The sequence below is a fragment of the Sphingomonas glacialis genome (assembly GCF_006439055.1).
Lineage (GTDB): Bacteria > Pseudomonadota > Alphaproteobacteria > Sphingomonadales > Sphingomonadaceae > Sphingomonas > Sphingomonas glacialis_A.
The window spans coordinates 65419-82822 of sequence record NZ_RCZC01000010.1; the positions used below are offsets into that span (position 1 = coordinate 65419).

Below are 17404 nucleotides of genomic sequence, written 5' to 3' on the forward strand. Positions count from 1 at the left end.
GCTCATCCACTGCGGCGGCGATGGCAGCACTCTAAGCTCCAGCATAGCAATCGCCGCCGCAGACCAGCGATCAAAATGGAGCATCGACGGAAATGAAACGGCCGATGTTAGACAGGGGTCGTTTGGCAATCGGGGATATGCGCCTTCGGATCACCTTGCGCGAACTGATGACAACGGCTGGCATCGTTGGGGCATCGTCGGCAGCAGCCTTTTTGGTAAAACCGATGAACGGCGAGGCATCTGAAGCCCTGATTTTCGTCCTCGGAATTATGTTATGTGGCGCGTTCGAGGGACTTACGGCTGCGCTGATTGCAGCGATTGCCGGCTTCCTGATCTACAATTTCTACTTTGCCGAACCCGTCTTGGCGTTTCGCCTCGCGAGGGGAAGCGACATTGCGCCCCTTCTCGTGTTTAATCTCTGCGCGGTGATTTCAGGCGTTCTGGCCGGGCGTCTGAAAGACAGCGTCCAGGCCGCCAACCGCAAAAACGAGGCCTTGAGCCGCCTGCTGGAAATGAGCCAGGCCCTTCAGTCCGCCGTTCGCTTGGGTGACGTCGCCGCGGCACTGCGCGCTACCCCATCCGCGCGTTCCGGTGTGTCATTGCATCTCTTCTCGATCAAGAACGGTCGGCTTCAGCCGCTCATGGATGGTGCCGCGCAGCCGGAATGGCAAGCGATGGCGGAGCGATCGCTTCAGTCGGTCGACCCTATCCGTTGCGAAGATGGGCTCACCGCACACAGGCTGGACGGCAGCGACGGACCACTCGGCGTCTTCGTTTTCAAGGCTGATGCGGTCACGCGTCTTGAACCGCCGTTTATGGCTGCGCTGGCCAATCTATTTACGCTCGCAATGGAACGCGCAACGCTGTCGGAGATGATTGAAGATGTTCGCGCGCTGGCCAAAACCGAAGAACTGAAAACGGCGCTGTTGTCATCCGTCAGTCACGACTTCCGAACGCCGCTCACCGCGATCAGCGCATCGGCATCAAGCCTTATCGACTACCGTGAACAGCTCGATCGGGATGTGTCTCTGCGCTTATTGCAGGGAATCGTCGATGATTGCGAACGCCTCAATCGGTACACGGCTAACCTGCTCGAAATGAGCAGGTTGGAAGCGGGCGCGCTGCCTACGAATCTACAGAAGATCGATGTAATTGAGATGCTAGTTGCTGTCATGCAGCGGGTAAGGCCCAGGCTCAATGAGCGGCGCATGACACGCCTGTTCACTGGAACCGACATTGTGGTCTTGGCAGACGCCTCGCTCTTCGAGCTAGTGCTGGTGAACGTGCTCGACAATGCCATTCTTTACAGCGAGCGCAAAAGTTGCATCCACATTGAAGTTGAGGACGACGGCGGCTATTGCCGGATAACGATCGCTGACGAGGGGCGCGGGATCCCGGACGAGGATCTGGAACGCGTGTTCGATAGGTTCCACCGTGTCGCACGTACCGAACCATCGCCGCTTGGCAGCGGCCTTGGATTGGCGATCGCGAAGGCGTTTGTCGGAGCGCTGGGCGGGTCGATTGCGGCAATGACACCTGGCATTGGATTGGCCGGGACGCGGATCGTCATCTGCCTACCGCTTGTAAAAGAGGATCGACCGCAGTGACGGCGACACGCATTCTCATCGCGGACGACGAGCCGTCGTTGGTCGCCGTGTTACAACCCGTACTTTCAGCTGCAGGATATGAGGTAGCAGCAGTAGCCGACGGAAAGGGAGCGGTCGCCTTTATACTTTCGCACGATCTGGACGTCGTACTGCTCGATCTTGGGTTGCCCGACATCGACGGGAAAGAAGTGATCCGCCGCGTGCGGGAACATGTCGCCACGCCGATCATCGTCATCTCGGCACGGCACCTTGAAGCCGAGAAGATCGCGGCGCTGGACGAAGGTGCCGACGACTATGTCAACAAGCCCTTCGAAATTGGCGAGCTCATGGCACGCATTCGCGCTGCCACCCGGCGGCGGGGAACGACGACGGCGCCCATGGCCTTCTATCGCGCGGGACCGCTCGCCATCGATTTTCCCGCTCGGCGCGTGTTGTATGATGGAGAGACGATCAAGCTCTCTCCCAAAGAATGGGAACTGCTTCAGGTGCTGGCGCGCAGCGCCGGTCAAGTCGTGACCCATAAGCGATTGCTGGCGGCAGGATGGGGTGTCGAGACGACCGAAACTCAGTACCTGCGCGTCTATATTGGCCTGCTGCGACAAAAGATCGAGGAAGACCCATCAGATCCAAGGCTCCTGCTCACCGAGCCAGGCGTCGGCTATCGACTCTCAGCTGCCGAATAGCTCAAGCCAAGATATTGGTATCCTTTATGCAAAACGATTATTCGCAACGATCGAAGTCCGCTTGCCCGAAACTCTCCTTAAGATGATCGTGTGAATGCGCGGGTGGCCCTCGCCCGATAAACAGCTCGGCAAGCGCCTCCAGCACGTCCTCGTGTTTCAACCGACGTGCGATGGTCAACGCCAGCCACTTTCTGCTGGCCTCGTCGATGACCGTGAGGATCCGGACTTGCGACCGTCGTGCGTTCGCGCTTCCTGAAAGTCGTACGCCCAGACATGCCCCGGATGCTCCCGCCGCAGTAGGATGCACGAGCCGTAGTTCAACCACAGCCTGCCACGTTTAGGTTCCTTCTGCGGCAACTTTAGCCCCTCGCGCGGCCAATACAATTTACGTCTGTAGCCATGACAGCCCCACTTATTCGCGATTGCCTCGCGAATGGAGAATTCCTTTTGTGGCCGCAAACTTTCGCCACGCCTCTTCGACCCGACTAGCGCCGTCAGCCCTTCCGTCTACCGAAAGGATCGCAACCACGTCCTGATAGCTGCTGGTCAGAAGCTCTGTCGGAAGGTGGTCGCCAAGCCCGTCGAGCGACAGGAGAAACGCGCTTTCGGCCCGGGCCTTGTGTTCCGCGGATAGCTTGGGGAACGCCTGAACAAGCGAATTCAGCGTGGTGGACAGTGTTTGATGCTGCATGGATTCCGAAGCGGCGACAATGAGGGATTCAAATCCGTCAAACAAATCGGAGGCGACAGTATCTCGATAGAAGATTCGGCTTTTCGAATCTCGCTTGGGCACGAGGCGATCCGTCATTGCCCACTGCCAGAGCAGTTCGAAGAGGGCGTGGCATGCGGCTTTTGCCGCACTGGGGTTAGATTTCGCAGTCGACGTCGAGGTCCAGCCAATGATCGCAAGCTGGTTTACGCCATAGGCTGCGTCGCATCCAAGATCGCGCTGCTCTTCGATAACGAGAGCCTTGCGAATGGTATCCTCGATGCTGGCCGGCCTTCCGCCGCCCCAGAAACAGGCGAGTTCACCACGAAAGGGCAGATAATCTCCCAGGGATGGGCGGACAAATATGTGAAGTGAAGGGTTGTCGTGTGTCAGGCGACAGAGAGCGTCCATGTCGATCCGACGGAGAAATCCATTGACGCGACTCTCAACCGACGTAGCTATCATTGCTTCCACGGGAGGCTCGACCGTTCTCTCCAACCATTTTGCCTGTTTTTCCCGAGTGGCTAGCGACGCGGAGCAAATCGATTGGATGATGCTTGTCGCGCGCGTCTGATCCACTGTCGTGTAAATTAAGGTCACCAGCGCGCATAAGGACAGTGCGAGGACGATAATGGCGACGGTGGTGCCGAGGACCGGCCGGTGCGCGCTATTGGTAAGCACGAGCGTGAGAACGGTGTAGAGGGACGCGCCCACAAAGAAGCCGAAATATGCCTGGTTCGATCTGCGCTGGAGATATTGGTCGAAAACCTGGCTGGTCAGCGACGACGCACCCTGTTGCACCGCCAGAAGCAGAATCGAGAACGTAATCGACGTCACCGTGATAAGGCTGCCGGCGAGGGTTTTCAGCAAGTCGTTGGCGGAGTCGACATCTCCCACGTATCGGTCGAGCAGTCGCCAGGCCGGTCCCCAGTCGTCACGGGGCCCGGCGTTGCCGTCGATCGCGTGCGCGGCGAACGCCAAGAGCAAAAACCCGACGACCACGACCAGCGGGATCGTCAGGAAATCCGAAAAGGACCGACGCAGCCGCTCGATGAACCGATTTGGCCGCATCTACGCCTCCGGAACTTCGACTGTCGGGACCGGCGACGGCGTGCCGACGGCTCGGGTGGTGAGCACCCTGACGTCGGGGTCCGGTAGACCGATCTCGAACCGCTTGAACGCCGCGACGATCCGGCTTCTGACCGCCGAGGCGGTGTTCTTGAAGTCCGATCGCTGCGAGTCGGACCAGAAGGTGATCTCCAGCACGATGTCATCCTGTCCCAACTGGTCGACGCGAACGGCCGGCGGGGGCGACGCGAGCACGCCGTCCGCAGCCATTGTCGCCGATCGCGCGGCCTCGATCGCTTTCTTCAGGTCCGTGTCGTATCCGACCCATGCCGTCACTCGACCACGCCGGACTGGGTCGGCGGTGTTGTTAACGATCCTCGAGGTGAACACCTCGGCGTTGGGCACCAACATCACGCGGCCGTCATAGGCGCGAAGCTTGGTCGCGCGCAGTTCGATCCGTTCGACCGCGCCCTCAAGATCGCCGACTACAATCTGATCGCCGATCTTGAACGGTCGCAGCAAAAGCAGCAGCAATCCCGATACGAAATTCGAAAGAATGTCTTTGAGCGCGAAGCCGAGCACTAAGCCCGTGAGGCCGAGACCGGCCGCCACCGTGGTCGGATCAAACCCCAGGGCGTCGCCAGCAACGAAAAAGCCGACGGCAAGGATCGCGTAATAGCTGAGCTGCTTGATGAGGCTTTCGACGGTGATGTCGTCCACGGTGCGGCGGAAGATCGCACGCAGCAGGACGCGCACGGCACGCGCCAGGAGCCAGAATATGCCGATCACCACCATCGCCGCGAAGATGCGGGGGATGATGCGGACGGCCGATTCCTCCAGACGGCCAAACGCCGACTCCGCCGAGGCTCTGATGTCGGCAAGGAATTGTCCGCCCCATCCGCTGCGCCGCGCGCGTGCGCGGCGCAGGGATTGATCGAGCGCCGTCGCCCATTGGGTCGCGAGCGCTTGCGAGCTGACGAAGTTGTCCTCGGCATCGCGGGGCGTCAAGGAGACCACGGACACGCCGGATACCGTGACCGCCCAGCCGTCGGCGACATGCCGCGCCGTCGGCACGCCGAGCGCCCTGGGGTTGCGAAGCAGGCCCTCCAAGCGGGCTTCGACGCGGCGGGCGCGCACGCCTGCTTCTTCGCCCTCGCTCGCGGGACCGACCTGGAAGATCGCCTGGCCATCCAGCCGAACCGTCGCGGCATCGGCCTGCGCTTCGGCCGACGTCGGCGTTGCGGTCCAACCCCCAATCGAAACCGCAAGCAGGATGCGAAGAACGAGCCGGCGAAACTCGCGCGACGATCGGGTCAAGTGACTGCCTTGTAGATCGTCAGGCCCAGCACAAGCAGAGCAACGGCGATGACGACGGTGATCCAAAAGAGAATTTTGGCAATGCCCCAAGCCGCGCCGGCCAGTCCCCCAAAGCCGAGCACGCCGAGCACCAGTGCGATGACCGCGAAGATAGCTGCCCATTTGAGCATTGTCGTGTCCCTAAACTGTTTCATGTGCCACCTTATAAACGAGACGGGGCAGACGGCGTTCCAATCGTTCGGGTAGTCATGGCGCCGATGTGCTGTCCGCTGGCGGACGCGACCGACGAAAGGAGAATTGCCGGTGACCACATTTGAGACCGACGACGTGGGGCAACGGGTCCGCCCAAGTCGCTTGCGGCTCTTTGTCGGAACGGGGCCGACTAGCCCCACAACCGCCAGGATGATCCAGGCGGCCCAGGCGGCATGTGGTAGCGGAGCCGGGATCGAGATATTCGGTCAGTCCACTGTTCGAGGCGCGGATGCGCTTGCCGCCGACGACACGGTCGCAGCCATCCCCGGTCCCGTCAGCCTGGACGTCGAATCCATTCTCGCCCGCCCGCCCGGCCCCATCGCTGTAATTGATCTTGCGCGGGATGGTGCGTCGGATGGCGACCACCGTTATCTATGGCAGGATGTTCAGCTTCTGCTCGCTGCGGGGCGCGACGTTTTCGCGACGATGGCTGTAACTGATCTGGCTGGCGTAGGAGGCGCCATCGCTTGGGCCACTGGTGCTGGAGACAAGGCGGGCGTTCCCGATGCGATCTTCGATTCGGCAGAAATCGAGGTCGTCGATATCGCCACGTCGATGGAGGAGCCCGCTCTCAGTCAGACAGAGGCGGCATTCCGATCGTTGACGCTCCGACGGGTCGCCCTTGCCGTTGAACGGCGCGCATCGTCGGATGGCGTGGCGATGGCCCCGGCCGCGCCGGATCGCGTGTTAGTCGCCATCAGCGGAGCGGGGAGCGGCGAAATAGTGATCCGCGCGGCCAAGCGGCTTGCGGCAGCACTTCATGCACCTTGGCACGTCCTCCACGTCGAAACGCCTCGTGCGCGCCTCGATGCCACCCGACGTGCGGCCGACACGCTCGGGCGCGCGTCTCAGATGGGGGCCACGATCAGCACCGTGCCTGCCGTTGACGTCCTCCAAGGAATCGAAGCCCATCTCGCTGCGTTCCCCGCCACAAATCTGGTGCTGGGCGGCTCCCGAGCGACTGGTTTGAGGCGGTTGTTCGGCGTCTCGGTGCTGGCGGAGATGCTGTCGCGGCATAGCGATGCGATCCTTCATGTCGTCCCACAACGCGGTGAGGAAGAGGGCGGCAACAAAGGTGATCGGGCGCCAACGACCGCTTCAGCGGCGCCGCGCGGCCTCATCGCAGCACCCCGTCACTATTTGTACACGATCGCCTTGGTCGCGCTGACGGTGGCAGTCGCGGAAGCGCTGCGGGTGTTTGTCGGGTTGCGCGGCACCAATCTTCTGTTTCTCTTCCCGGTAATCGCCGCTGCCGCGCGGTTCGGGCAAGGCCCGACGCTCGTTTCCGTGGTCGCTTCGGTACTCTGCTTCAATTTTTTTCTGCTGGCGCCAGCCTACCGTTTTGATCTTGCCGCACCGCAGAACGTCGTGATGCTCGTCGTTCTCGGGTCTGTTGCCATCTATACCGGCCTTTTGACCTCACAGCTGCGCAGCCGCGCCGCGCTGAGCGACCGAAATGCGGAGCAAAGTTCCCGTCTGGCTTTGTTCGGACAATCGCTGGCCCGTGCGGCGACCTGGGAGGAGACCGCCGTTTGCGTATGCGAAGAAGTTGGGCGCCAAATGAAAGTCCAGACCGTGATGTTGCGCGAGAAGGACGGACACCTCCAAAGAGTCGCCGCTTATCCAGCCGATGCGGACTGGGGCGCGATCGATCAGGCGGCGTTGGAGGGTTGCTGGCAAAAGGGTGAGCCGACCGGTTCGGGGACACGCGAACTCGCAGCGGGCGATTGGCGGTTCGAACCGCTCAAGACGTCACTGGGCACGCTGGCGGTGCTGGGCATGGTGCGTGAGGATGGTCGCGAGCCGGTCAGAGCCGATCGCTCGGTGCTGTTCGCCACGCTCGTCGCCCAGGCGGCATTGGCCCACGAGCGGTTGAAGCTCCAGGATGAAGTCGCAACGCGGCGATGAGCCGGTTGCCATACCCCTGATCCACTGTCTGCTGCAGGATCCGCTCGCAGTGACTTGAACCGAGCGGGCGATCCAGCGACAATGCCGCTGGTCACTTGAGAGGAACGACACCGTTGACGGCGGACCGCAAGCGTAAACTGATGATCGGTACGGCGGCGGTGGCGTTACTCGGGCTGCTGGCGCTGACGGGCTATCTCGCCTCGGTGTTATGGCCACGGGTGGTCGTCGTCGAGCAGAGGTCGGTGGCAAAACCGAGCGGGGCGGTGGGCGGGCGGCCGGGGCTTCAGGATTTCGACGATCTCGTCGCGGCCGCCTGCCCAGCGGTGGTGAGCATCGTACCGGTCGAGGAAGCGCAGCCCGGGCGCGACGATACTGTCGCGCGCAAGACGGCGTCCGCGTCACCCGGCGGCGGGGCCGCCGAAGCGGTTGCCCCATCAAGCGCGCCGGCGGACCCGGCTAGCGGCTTTCTCATCGCGGCGGACGGCACGGTCGTCGCCGCGTCGGCCTCGTTGGGCGAGGCGACGGCCTTCACCGTCCGGCTGACGGATGGGCGTGCGCTGGCTGCGAAGCGAACCGCCGACGATCTCGCGACTGGGCTGGCCTTGCTGCACGTCTCGGGCGACGATTTGCCCTTCGTGCGCTTCGCGACCACCAGCTTTCCGCGCGCAGCGCAGTGGCTGGTGGCGGTGGAGTCGCCCGCCGCGCGCGGCTGCATTGCCCAGGTCAGCGCGGTCGAAGCGGATTCGCTCGCGCTGGCCAAGCCCAATGCCAATTATCTCGCGCTACGCCCGGATCTCGACGCCGTCGCCACCGGAGCGCCCTTGTTCAATGCCGAAGGCCGTGTCGTCGGGATTGCCGGGCTCGGGCTCGGGCGCGATGCCGATCTGGCTAAGGGCTCGGCGCGCTACGCCTTGCCCGCCGGACTTGCACAGAGGCGCATCGATGCCATGGCGCGGGGCACGGCCGCGATCGGCGCGCTGGGCGCGATCGCCGATGATCTCACGCCCGCGCTTGCCGTTCGCTTGGGCGCGGCGGAGGACCGTCGTGGGGTCTATGTCGCTCTGGTGATGTCCGGCTCGCCGGCGGAACGGGCCGGGCTGCGCGTCGGTGACATCGTCATCAGCCGTGACGGCCAGCCTATCAGCCGGGCCCGCGATTTCGATCAAAGCAGGTTTGCAAATAACACCGCGATCGCACTTGCGATCGATCGCGGCGGCACCGCGATCACGCTAAGCCTGGCACCGCCGCCTCAGCCCGACGATCGCGCAATTAAAACGGGAAAAACCGCGGGATTGCAATCAGCGCGGCGGTCGCGGTGAGCAGTGTCAGAGGCAGCCCCGCTTTAACGAAATCACCGTAACGATAGCCCCCCGCCTGGTATACGATCGTGTTGGTCTGATAGCCGAACGGGGTGAGGAACGACGCGCTCGCCGCCATCATTACGGCAACCGTGAACGGGCGGGGATCGAGCCCCAGATCCTGCGCGATGCCGATCGCAATCGGGGTCAGCAATACCGCGGCGCCTGCGTGCGACATGAATTCCGTCAGGATCAGCGTCGCTACGTAAATGATCGCCAGCGCGGTGCGCGGTCCGAAGCGTTCCGTCACGTTGGACAACAGGCTGGCCGCGAGCGCTCCGAGGCCGGTACGATCGATCGCGCCGCCAATCACCAGCATCCCGGCGATCATCACCAGCAATCGTGGATTGGTCGCGCCATAGGCCTCTTCCGGGCTCAGCACGCGCGCGGCGATCAGCACGATCGCGCCGACGAAAGCCGCCACCGCGATCGGCAACCCGCCGACCGCTCCGCCGATCACCATCGTAAGTACCGCAAGCGTGACGAAGGCCCTCACGGGATGCAGCGGCAGCATGTCGCGCGCGATCTCCTGCTCCAGTGCACCATCCCGGCCGGCACCGCGCAGGAGTCGTGGCGCGACCAGGGCGAGATAGGGTGCACCGACGAGCGCCATCGACAAGCCGACGCCCGCCATTTCGAAAAGCCCGAAGCCGTGAAGCCCAGCCTTGCGAACCATTTCATCGACCAGCAAATTGGTAGAGGAGCCGATCAGCGTGCAGGTCCCGCCGAGGATCGTCGCATAGGACAAGGGTATAAGCAGCGGGCGGACGTCCCAGCCCCGGCGGTCCGCTGTCTGCTGTAGCACCGACGTGCCGAGCAAGACCAAGGGTGTATTGTTGAGGAATGCCGAGAGCGCGCCCGCTACGCCGATCAGCAACGGTAACGCGCGTTTTCCCATACGATTGACCGCCCCTTCGGCTAGCCTGAAGAGCAATCCGATCGCGCCGCTGACGTGCAGCGCCTCAACTAGCACGAACAGCGAAGCGAGGGCGATGATCGCCGGGCTGGCGAACCCTGCCTGTATGTCGCTGGTGCGCGCAATGCCGAGCAGGCACAGCAGTCCGGCACCGACCAATGTTACCAGATCCGCACGAAGTCGCTCTGAAGCGAGTGCAGCGACTACACCGATCAGGACGGCAAGGGTTGCGATCTGCGCGAGGGTCACGCCGGGGCCCGGTCAAGCATCAGGCGACGCTACCGCCGAGTGCGCTGCGTGCCAAGTGGCGTCCATCCGCAAACGGTTGTGAGACGGTTCAGCGTCCCCCGAAAGAAGCCGAGACCCATCCACCAATTCTCGCCGTTCGCCATCCGTTCGCGCCCAGTGTACGTAAAGGTCACTTTCGTGCAATGGGCCCTGCTTGCATGGGGCTTGGTCGCCGGGCTGATACGATGGTGGCTGAATTGGGCGAGAACCCGCGGCGATATGTGAAGATATGATATCATCTTAAAAGCCTGGCCTTTTGCTGGCACGAGGTCAGGTCGCGCTGATCATGAGCAGACGCGTATTTTGATCGTCCTGTTTTGCAGCTAGGCATTTGATCGCGGGGGTGACGAAGCCGCGGTATGATGCGCCCCACCTAGCTACGCATCAAGCGTCCCACGGCCGTTTGCCCCGCCGCCTCAATCCTCGACTCGCCCAGGTCCTCAGGGCGGTGCCATACGCGGCGGCGAGCATGTGTTCGTTCATACCAGAACATCCGCCGCGCGGTTCGTTGACAATGTTGCGAACTGCAGCATCTGGCATCTCGAAGCAGGCAGGCCAATGCGGCGCCGACGTGGGCTGCCTAGGGGTTCTGTCCGGTCTAACGTGTCAAGAATAGATAGATCAACACATTGAAGGACCGGATCCGCGTCTGCTTGAATTATTCGATGAACGCCCCTGCGTCACCAAGCGGCGGCCCACCACCCGCGCCGAAAAGATTTACCGTGACCCTTCAGGCCTATTTCGCGTGGCTCGCAATGGGTGCTCCTACGGGCAAGGCCATGTCTGGCCGGGGCTATGTAAGCTGCCGGCAACATCGTTCGGACGCGATCCTGTCCGCGGGGCTCAGGTGTTCGCGCAGAATTTTGCAGCCTCTTACGGTGAAACCGGCGAAGGGCAGAAGAATGCGAATGGCAGCTGCGCCTTCCCCCAGTGACCGGACCGCAATCGTTCAATTGGGGTCCGGGGTGACAGGGATCGAAGCGGCGGCCGGATTCATCAAGGCCAATCTGCCGCTGGGCCAGGGCTACGCGTTGCCTGATCAGCAGGCTTGGGATGCGGCCGCCTTCATTAATAGTCGGGGGCTACCACGGGATCCGCGGCAAACGGGAACTGTCGCAGCGGGAAAGCGGCAATTTCATGTTGCCGGTGGTCATTACGGCAAATCGTTAGACGGCCACCTTCTTGGTTCCGCACCGGACCGATCCTGAGCGCCAGTGTTCGAAGCTGGGGTGGGAACGCAGCTTGGTTTCGATCCGGAACATCGGTAGCGGTTGATCTGCTAATAATCACTGCGCTGATTGCCGAGAGTTTCGATGCACCATATCCACTTTGCCGACCTCGGCCTTCACCCAATCGCGCTGTCACTCGGCCCGCTCGACCTTCGCTGGTACTCGATCGCATATATCGCAGGCATCGTTCTCGGGTGGTGGTATCTCCTGCGTCTCATCGCTCGCCCCGCCGCCCCGATGATCCGGCCACAAGTGGAAAATCTCATCTTCTATGCGACGATTGGCGTCATCGCAGGGGGACGCCTGGGATACGTCGTTTTCTATGGCCCGGGGATGCTTACCCGTCCCTTGCAGATCTTCAAGCTGTGGGACGGCGGTATGTCGTTCCACGGGGGCGCTGCCGGTGTTTCTATCGCGCTGATCGTTTTCGCGCGAAAGCATGGTCTGAACTGGCTGCGCGTGCACGATTATGTGGCGTGCACGGTGCCGCTAGGGCTGCTCTTTGGTCGGCTGGCAAATTTCGTCAACGGCGAGTTGTGGGGCAAGCCGTCCGACGTGCCTTGGGCGATAATCTTTCCCGGCAGCCGTGACGGGATTGCGCGTCATCCCAGCCAGCTTTATGAAGCAGGCCTCGAAGGGTTAGCGCTGTTTGCGATCCTTGCAATTCTGTTCTGGTTCACTGATGCGCGCCGCCGTCCAGGAATGCTCGTCGGCACGTTTCTCATCGGTTACGGCGTTGCCCGATTTGCGGTGGAGTTTTTCCGTGAGCCAGATGCCCAATTGGTCCAGTTCGCTTCGCGCACCGGACTGCATATGGGGCAGTGGCTGACCGTCCCGATGATCGCTGGTGGATTATACTTGATCGCAACCGCGCGCGGCCGCACCCCGCCGTTAGCCTCTGCGCCATCCGCCTCATGAGCTGAGAGTGGACTGTCACCTCTGTGTTGCGCTCTTCGTCGAGGCGCTCGCGTGTTTGAGCAAGAGACGTCCGAGGCTGGCTGCGCGCAAGCGAGGGTTCCTTGATCGGACTCGCGATTGTGGTGGATGCGAGTGGGGGCCTTCTCAGCGTCATCATTGGCACGGAGGGCGCGCGAACGCTTCAGCATGCGCTCTTCGACGTCCCGCCGGACACTAGGCTCTTGGACATAGGCCAGTTGGGCCTCGCAAGCCTGGTCGTACTTCCAATCGGTGGCCTGATCCTGATAGGATTGAGCTTAGCATCCCAAGCGCGCAAGCGGCGCCTGATCGATGCGGTCGAGGCAAATGCGTTGCATGGGGTCGCATGTCGGTACGCGGTAGCCTGGTTATTTCTGGCCAGACGGTCCTCTCCAACGGGTTCGAAGCCTCGGCTGGGCCTAAAGCATCATATGCCCAGATGAGCGGTGCTGCCGCGTCGGTGCCTGGAAGCTGCCTGAAACTTCGTCGATCAGACCAGCGGACGTTGGTTGGCAGCTGCGTTCGAGGCGCCGATCGCGCGGGCCTTCTAATGCGCTTTAGATAGCAATCCGCGTTTACGGCCATCGCGCCGGTTGCTGCAGGCGCCCTTGCCGAGGCGCTGATGTCCCATGGGTTCGGGGTACAGCCGTATCTGATCGACGCGGCCTCCAATACGTTGATCGGGAGTCATCATTACCTGATCGCTCGCGGTAGTGTCGACTGCTCACCAAATGCTGGGCATCGTGTCCGAAAAGCTACGTTCGAAGGCGCTACGCCGAGGAATTGGAGAAGGCGCAGCGCGAACTGTCCGGCTAGCGCTGTCCTTCGGCCGCAACACCAGCCCGGCCTATTCCAATGCCCGGATCAACGCGCGCGTCACATTGCCCATGAATTGCATTCTCGCAGGGATCGGGCGACGCGTGCTGGCGATCATAACCGCGACCGCATAGCTATGCCCATCCGGCGACTTCAGCAGTCCAACGTCATTATACCCGGTCGACAGCGTTCCGAGATCCTGTCCCGTTCCCGTCTTGTGCGCAAAGGTCCACCCGGAACGTAGCCCTGACTTCAGCCGAAGCGGACCGGTCTTGCTGGCTGCCATCAACGTCAGGAGATGCAAAGTCGAGCTGTTGCTGAGTACCTCACCGCGCTGGAGCCGGGCAAGCCCGAGGGTAACGCCGTTGGCGGACGCGCCGTCATAGGGAGCGGCAAGATATCTGTTGAGAGCCCTGCTGCGGGCTTCGACACTCATTTTCGAGCGTGCTTGTAGGAAGCCCCAGCCGCCGGCCCATTCGGGCTTCCAGTCGAGACCTGCGGTCTTTGCCTGGAGAAGCCGCTCGCCAGGACCAAAACCGACTCCGGCGATCCCCTTTTGCATCAACATGCGCCGGATTGCGGGCGGCCCCCCGATTTTCCAAAGCAGCACGTCGTTGCAGGTGTTGTCGCTGCGTGTCATCGCGCCCTGGAGCAAGGCGGCAATCGTGGTCCTGTATCCGTCTATTCCTACCAGGGGACGGATGGGTTGGTGGAAGACGGTCAGGTCCGATCGGCGGACGGTGACGATGTCCGATAACTTCAGCGTGCTCCGATCAACCGCGTCCATCACTGCGATCGCCACCCAGAGCTTGCTCACACTCTGCTGGGGCAACAAGCGGTCGGCATTATAGCCAACGATCCATCCTTCCGTTACGTCGCGAACGGCGATCCCGACCTGCCCCGGAAATCCCGAGCCGAGCGCTTGCACAGCATTGAGCAGGTCGGCTGGCGGTTGGTCGCGGCGCTTGCCCGGCAAGGCGCGGGGCGTTGCAACGGATACTTGCGAGGGCATGGGCACAGCGGGTGTTACCGGCGCAGGCACGCGTTGCGGTGATCCAGCAGGAACGCACCCGGCTATGCAAGCGGCTACACCGAGCAGCAACAGCGCTGCTCGATTTTTCAGAAAAGTACGCAACATTTCAACCTCGAACGATCGCCGGGTCTTAAGCTAGCCGTTGCAATGGGCGCCAGTGCGCCACGATCAGCCCGTCCCGTCTAATGCCGCACTGGCCGTATGGTCCATATCGTGCGCCCGGTTGATCATATCGACTAAGATTTCGGACAGCGGCGAGCGCGGTGCGATCGAGGCGCTCAGCGGCTACGCCGACGTCCGACGACTGCAACGCGCGAAGGACGCGGCATGCGGAACATCGACGTCGGTTCCTGAGCATATTCGCGACGATCTTCGGCACGGCGCTAGTGAGGTTGATTGGGGTCAGCATCCGGCTACGGACTATGTCGACTATCCAGCAAAAGGGCTGGAACCGGGCGTTTCGCCGACCTCGGCATGGTGGATATGAATAACGATCGAGACGGGGGATTACCGGCCAACATCTATCTCATCGGTGCCGGTGCCGTTATAGTAGCGCCCGCGTGAGCGCCCTCACTTTCCCTGCTCTTCGGAGACCGACCATGCGCCTGATCGGCCACGTCCTCGCATCGATTGCCTTAATCGCAACCGTCCCAGCCGACGCACGCGAGACCGCCCCGCCACGGGCAGCCGCACCGCACAACGTCATCCTTGTCGTCGTTGATGGCCTGCGCGGACGCATCGTCGATACGAAAACCGCCCCTGAACTGGCAAAGCTGCGCGATTCCGGCAGCTACTTTCCGAACAGCCACTCGCTGTTTCCAACCTTCACCACGGCGAACGCGTCCGCGCTCGCGACCGGACATCAGCTAGGCGATACGGGCGATTTCAGTAACACGATCTACACGGGAAGCCCCGTCGCAGCAGCTGCTGGAAGCGTTACGCCGTTTCTTGAAAACGACACCGTCCTTGGTGAGGTAGATCAGCAATTCAGGGGTGATTATCTCGAGGAGACAACGGTGCTGGCCGCCGCCCGTCACGCGGGTTACGGGACCGCTGCCATTGGCAAGCTCGGTCCGGCCCTGATCCAGGACCATCTGGCCCGCAGCGGCGATTCGACGATCGTGATCGACGATTCGACAGGCGGCCCTGCCGGCATTCCCCTCAGCAACGCGATCCAGACGTCGCTCCGCACCTTCGGATTACCTGTCGCCGCTCCAAGTCGCGGTGCGAATGGAAACACGGGCAGTGCGACCACGCCCGGCACCACGGTCGCCAATCTCGCCCAGCAGGACTTCTTCATTGATGCAGCCACCAAGGTCGTGCTTCCCGCGCTCAAGGCGCGGGGCCGCCCATTCGCAATGGTGTTCTGGTCGCGTGACCCTGACGGAACGCAGCATAACCAGGGCGACAGTCTCAATCGACTGTCGCCCGGCATCAACGGTCCTTCGACCTTCCGCGCCATCCGCAACGCCGACAATGACCTTGGGCGCCTACGCGCCGCGCTTGAGACACTCGGGTTGACTGCGACGACCGATATCATCGTCACGTCGGACCACGGATTTTCGACGATCTCCAAGCAAAGCGCCACGAGCTCGGCTGCGACCGGACGTTATGCCGACGTGCCGGCGGGCTTTCTACCCCCAGGGTTCCTCGCGCTCGATCTTGCCGCGTCGCTCCATATGCCGATGTTCGATCCCGAAGCACATAATGCGCCGATCCCGCATGGGGCGCATCCGAGCCGAGGCAATGCGCTTCTGGGCACGGATGCCGCTGTTCCGGAGCTGGTCGTTGCCGCGAACGGTGGGTCGGACCTGATCTATCTGCCGGGCCATGAGCAGGTGCTTGCGCGAAGCGTTGTAGCCGCTCTGCTCGACCAGGACTATGTCAGCGGGATCTTCGTCGATGATACGCTCGGGCCCATCCCAGGAACGCTACCGCTGTCAAGCATTGGCCTGAAAGGACGTGCTGCGACACCGACGCCAGCGATCGTTGTCAATTTTCGGACCCAAGCGTCGGATTGCGCGACGGCGACCAATTGCATGGTCGAGATCGCCGACACTACGCTCCAACAGGGTCAGGGCATGCATGGCAGCTTCGGTCGCGGCGATACGCTTAATTTCACTGCTGCCATTGGTCCCGACTTCAAGCATAGCTTCATCGATCCGGCACCGGTCAGCAATGCTGACCTAGGCCAAACAATGATGCGACTCCTCAAACTTTCGGTCGCGCCTCGTGGGCACCTGCTAGGCCGTGTCCTCGAGGAAGCGATCTCCAACCGTCCGATACCAGTCTATCGGCGGCACCGTCGGGCTTCGGCACCGGCAGCCAACGGACTGCGGACTGTGCTGCAGTACCAGACCACCGGCACCTTACGCTATTACGATACTGCGGGCTTTGCGGGGCGCACGCTCGGGCTTCCAAGCGTCGCGCTACCCTCTGCTCAAAGAAAGGCGACACGCTAATGACCGCGCTGCCACGCATCCATCTCGTTCGACATGGCGAAACCGCCTGGAGCTTGTCGGGGAAACATACCGGTCGCAGCGACATTCCGCTCACCGAGATCGGTCAACGCGCGGCCGAGGGGCTTGGCAGAAATCTATCGGGGCTTCACTTTGCAGAGATATGGTCGAGCCCTTCCCAGCGCGCCCTCCAGACTGCACGACTTGCCGGGTTTGGCCGCGACGCTATCCCTGACTACGACCTCGCCGAATGGGACTACGGTGCCTACGAAGGTATGACGACCAAGGAAATTCTTGCCGAAAATCCAGACTGGCGCCTGTTTCGCGACGGATGCCCCCAAGGAGAGACGCCCGACGCCGTGGCGGCGCGGGCTGACCGAGTGGTCGATCGGATACGCGATCTGCACGACAGCGTGCTGATCTTTTCGAGTTCGCATATCTTGCGCGTCCTTACTGCGCGCTGGCTGAGCCTGCCCGCGCGCAACGGGGCTCTCTTCATGCTCGATACAGCCAGTATTAGTACGCTTGGCTACGAACACGATCTCAATGAGCCGATCGTCCAAACCTGGAACCGAACGTGACGGAGTGCGGCCCGAGGCACGACACGCTTTGATTCTTGCAGGTCAGCTAGGTGAGCCTGTCGGTCATGATCGCATCGGCGGTATGCGCGATCTTTGCGGCGCTGCGCGGAGTGTGCGCCTCCACCATTAACATATGCGGGATACTCTCCTCACCGGCTACCAAAGGGCGATCACTGCTCGGGGCACTGCGCAGCGCTGGGCTCGCGACACTGTGAGTACCCCCCACCAAGTGGTCTGGTCAGAT

General features: G+C 62.1%; 13 protein-coding genes and 1 pseudogene. 8 read left to right on the forward strand and 6 right to left on the reverse strand.

What is annotated here, in order from left to right:
- Nucleotides 1-92: 92 nt before the first annotated feature.
- Nucleotides 93-1607, forward strand: coding sequence for a sensor histidine kinase (locus EAH76_RS21730; RefSeq protein ID WP_140852357.1), 1515 nt, complete (start codon nt 93-95; stop codon nt 1605-1607).
- Entirely contained in the window at nt 1604-2290 is a 687-nt protein-coding gene (locus tag EAH76_RS21735) for a response regulator transcription factor (RefSeq protein ID WP_140852358.1), read from the forward strand. Before EAH76_RS21730 ends, EAH76_RS21735 begins: the two co-directional genes overlap by 4 nt.
- Before the next feature lie 94 nt (nt 2291-2384).
- Here the strand turns inward: EAH76_RS21735 and EAH76_RS21740 are convergent.
- The 4 genes and pseudogenes from EAH76_RS21740 to EAH76_RS21755 form a co-directional block, all read right to left on the reverse strand.
- A pseudogene (locus tag EAH76_RS21740) lies at nt 2385-2716 on the reverse strand (IS3 family transposase); the annotation flags it as partial.
- A complete protein-coding gene (locus EAH76_RS21745) occupies nt 2703-4070 on the reverse strand; it encodes a DUF2254 family protein (RefSeq protein WP_140852359.1) in 1368 nt (455 codons plus the stop codon). The pseudogene EAH76_RS21740 and the gene EAH76_RS21745, both read right to left, overlap by 14 nt.
- Nucleotides 4071-5384: a mechanosensitive ion channel family protein gene (locus EAH76_RS21750; protein WP_140852360.1), complete on the reverse strand. Its 1314-nt coding sequence runs from the start codon at nt 5382-5384 to the stop codon at nt 4071-4073. It lies immediately after the preceding gene.
- Nucleotides 5381-5578: a DUF1328 domain-containing protein gene (locus EAH76_RS21755; protein WP_431358009.1), complete on the reverse strand. Its 198-nt coding sequence runs from the start codon at nt 5576-5578 to the stop codon at nt 5381-5383. Before EAH76_RS21755 ends, EAH76_RS21750 begins: the two co-directional genes overlap by 4 nt.
- Before the next feature lie 133 nt (nt 5579-5711).
- Here EAH76_RS21755 and EAH76_RS21760 point away from each other — a divergent pair, with 133 nt between their 5' ends.
- Nucleotides 5712-7544 (forward strand): DUF4118 domain-containing protein, encoded by a 1833-nt coding sequence (locus EAH76_RS21760; protein WP_277754316.1) that lies wholly within the window; start codon nt 5712-5714, stop codon nt 7542-7544.
- A 140-nt stretch (nt 7545-7684) separates the two neighbouring features.
- Nucleotides 7685-8863, forward strand: a complete 1179-nt coding sequence (locus EAH76_RS21765) for a S1C family serine protease (protein WP_140852362.1) — start codon at nt 7685-7687, stop codon at nt 8861-8863.
- Here the strand turns inward: EAH76_RS21765 and EAH76_RS21770 are convergent.
- Nucleotides 8814-10067 carry an SLC13 family permease gene (locus EAH76_RS21770; RefSeq protein WP_140852363.1) on the reverse strand — a complete coding sequence of 418 codons (1254 nt, stop codon included), beginning with the start codon at nt 10065-10067 and terminating at the stop codon, nt 8814-8816. The two genes, EAH76_RS21765 and EAH76_RS21770, sit on opposite strands and share 50 nt — an antisense overlap.
- A 1352-nt stretch (nt 10068-11419) precedes the next feature.
- On the opposite strand from EAH76_RS21770, the gene lgt reads away from it, so the two are divergent.
- Nucleotides 11420-12253, forward strand: a complete 834-nt coding sequence (gene lgt, locus EAH76_RS21775) for a prolipoprotein diacylglyceryl transferase (RefSeq protein ID WP_140852364.1) — start codon at nt 11420-11422, stop codon at nt 12251-12253.
- Between the two features lie 865 nt (nt 12254-13118).
- On the opposite strand, the gene EAH76_RS21780 is transcribed toward lgt, so the two are convergent.
- Nucleotides 13119-14225: a serine hydrolase gene (locus EAH76_RS21780; protein ID WP_140852365.1), complete on the reverse strand. Its 1107-nt coding sequence runs from the start codon at nt 14223-14225 to the stop codon at nt 13119-13121.
- Nucleotides 14226-14343: 118 nt separating this feature from the next.
- On the opposite strand from EAH76_RS21780, the gene EAH76_RS21785 reads away from it, so the two are divergent.
- The 3 genes from EAH76_RS21785 to EAH76_RS21795 all read left to right on the forward strand — a co-directional run bounded on the left by EAH76_RS21785 (nt 14344) and on the right by EAH76_RS21795 (nt 17160).
- Nucleotides 14344-14607: a hypothetical protein gene (locus EAH76_RS21785; RefSeq protein ID WP_140852366.1), complete on the forward strand. Its 264-nt coding sequence runs from the start codon at nt 14344-14346 to the stop codon at nt 14605-14607.
- A gap of 112 nt (nt 14608-14719) precedes the next feature.
- On the forward strand, nt 14720-16582 hold the full coding sequence (locus tag EAH76_RS21790; protein WP_140852367.1) for an alkaline phosphatase family protein: 1863 nt from the start codon (nt 14720-14722) through the stop codon (nt 16580-16582).
- A complete protein-coding gene (locus tag EAH76_RS21795) occupies nt 16582-17160 on the forward strand; it encodes a histidine phosphatase family protein (RefSeq protein ID WP_140852368.1) in 579 nt (192 codons plus the stop codon). The genes EAH76_RS21790 and EAH76_RS21795 overlap by 1 nt, the downstream gene beginning before the upstream one ends.
- Nucleotides 17161-17404: the final 244 nt, after the last annotated feature.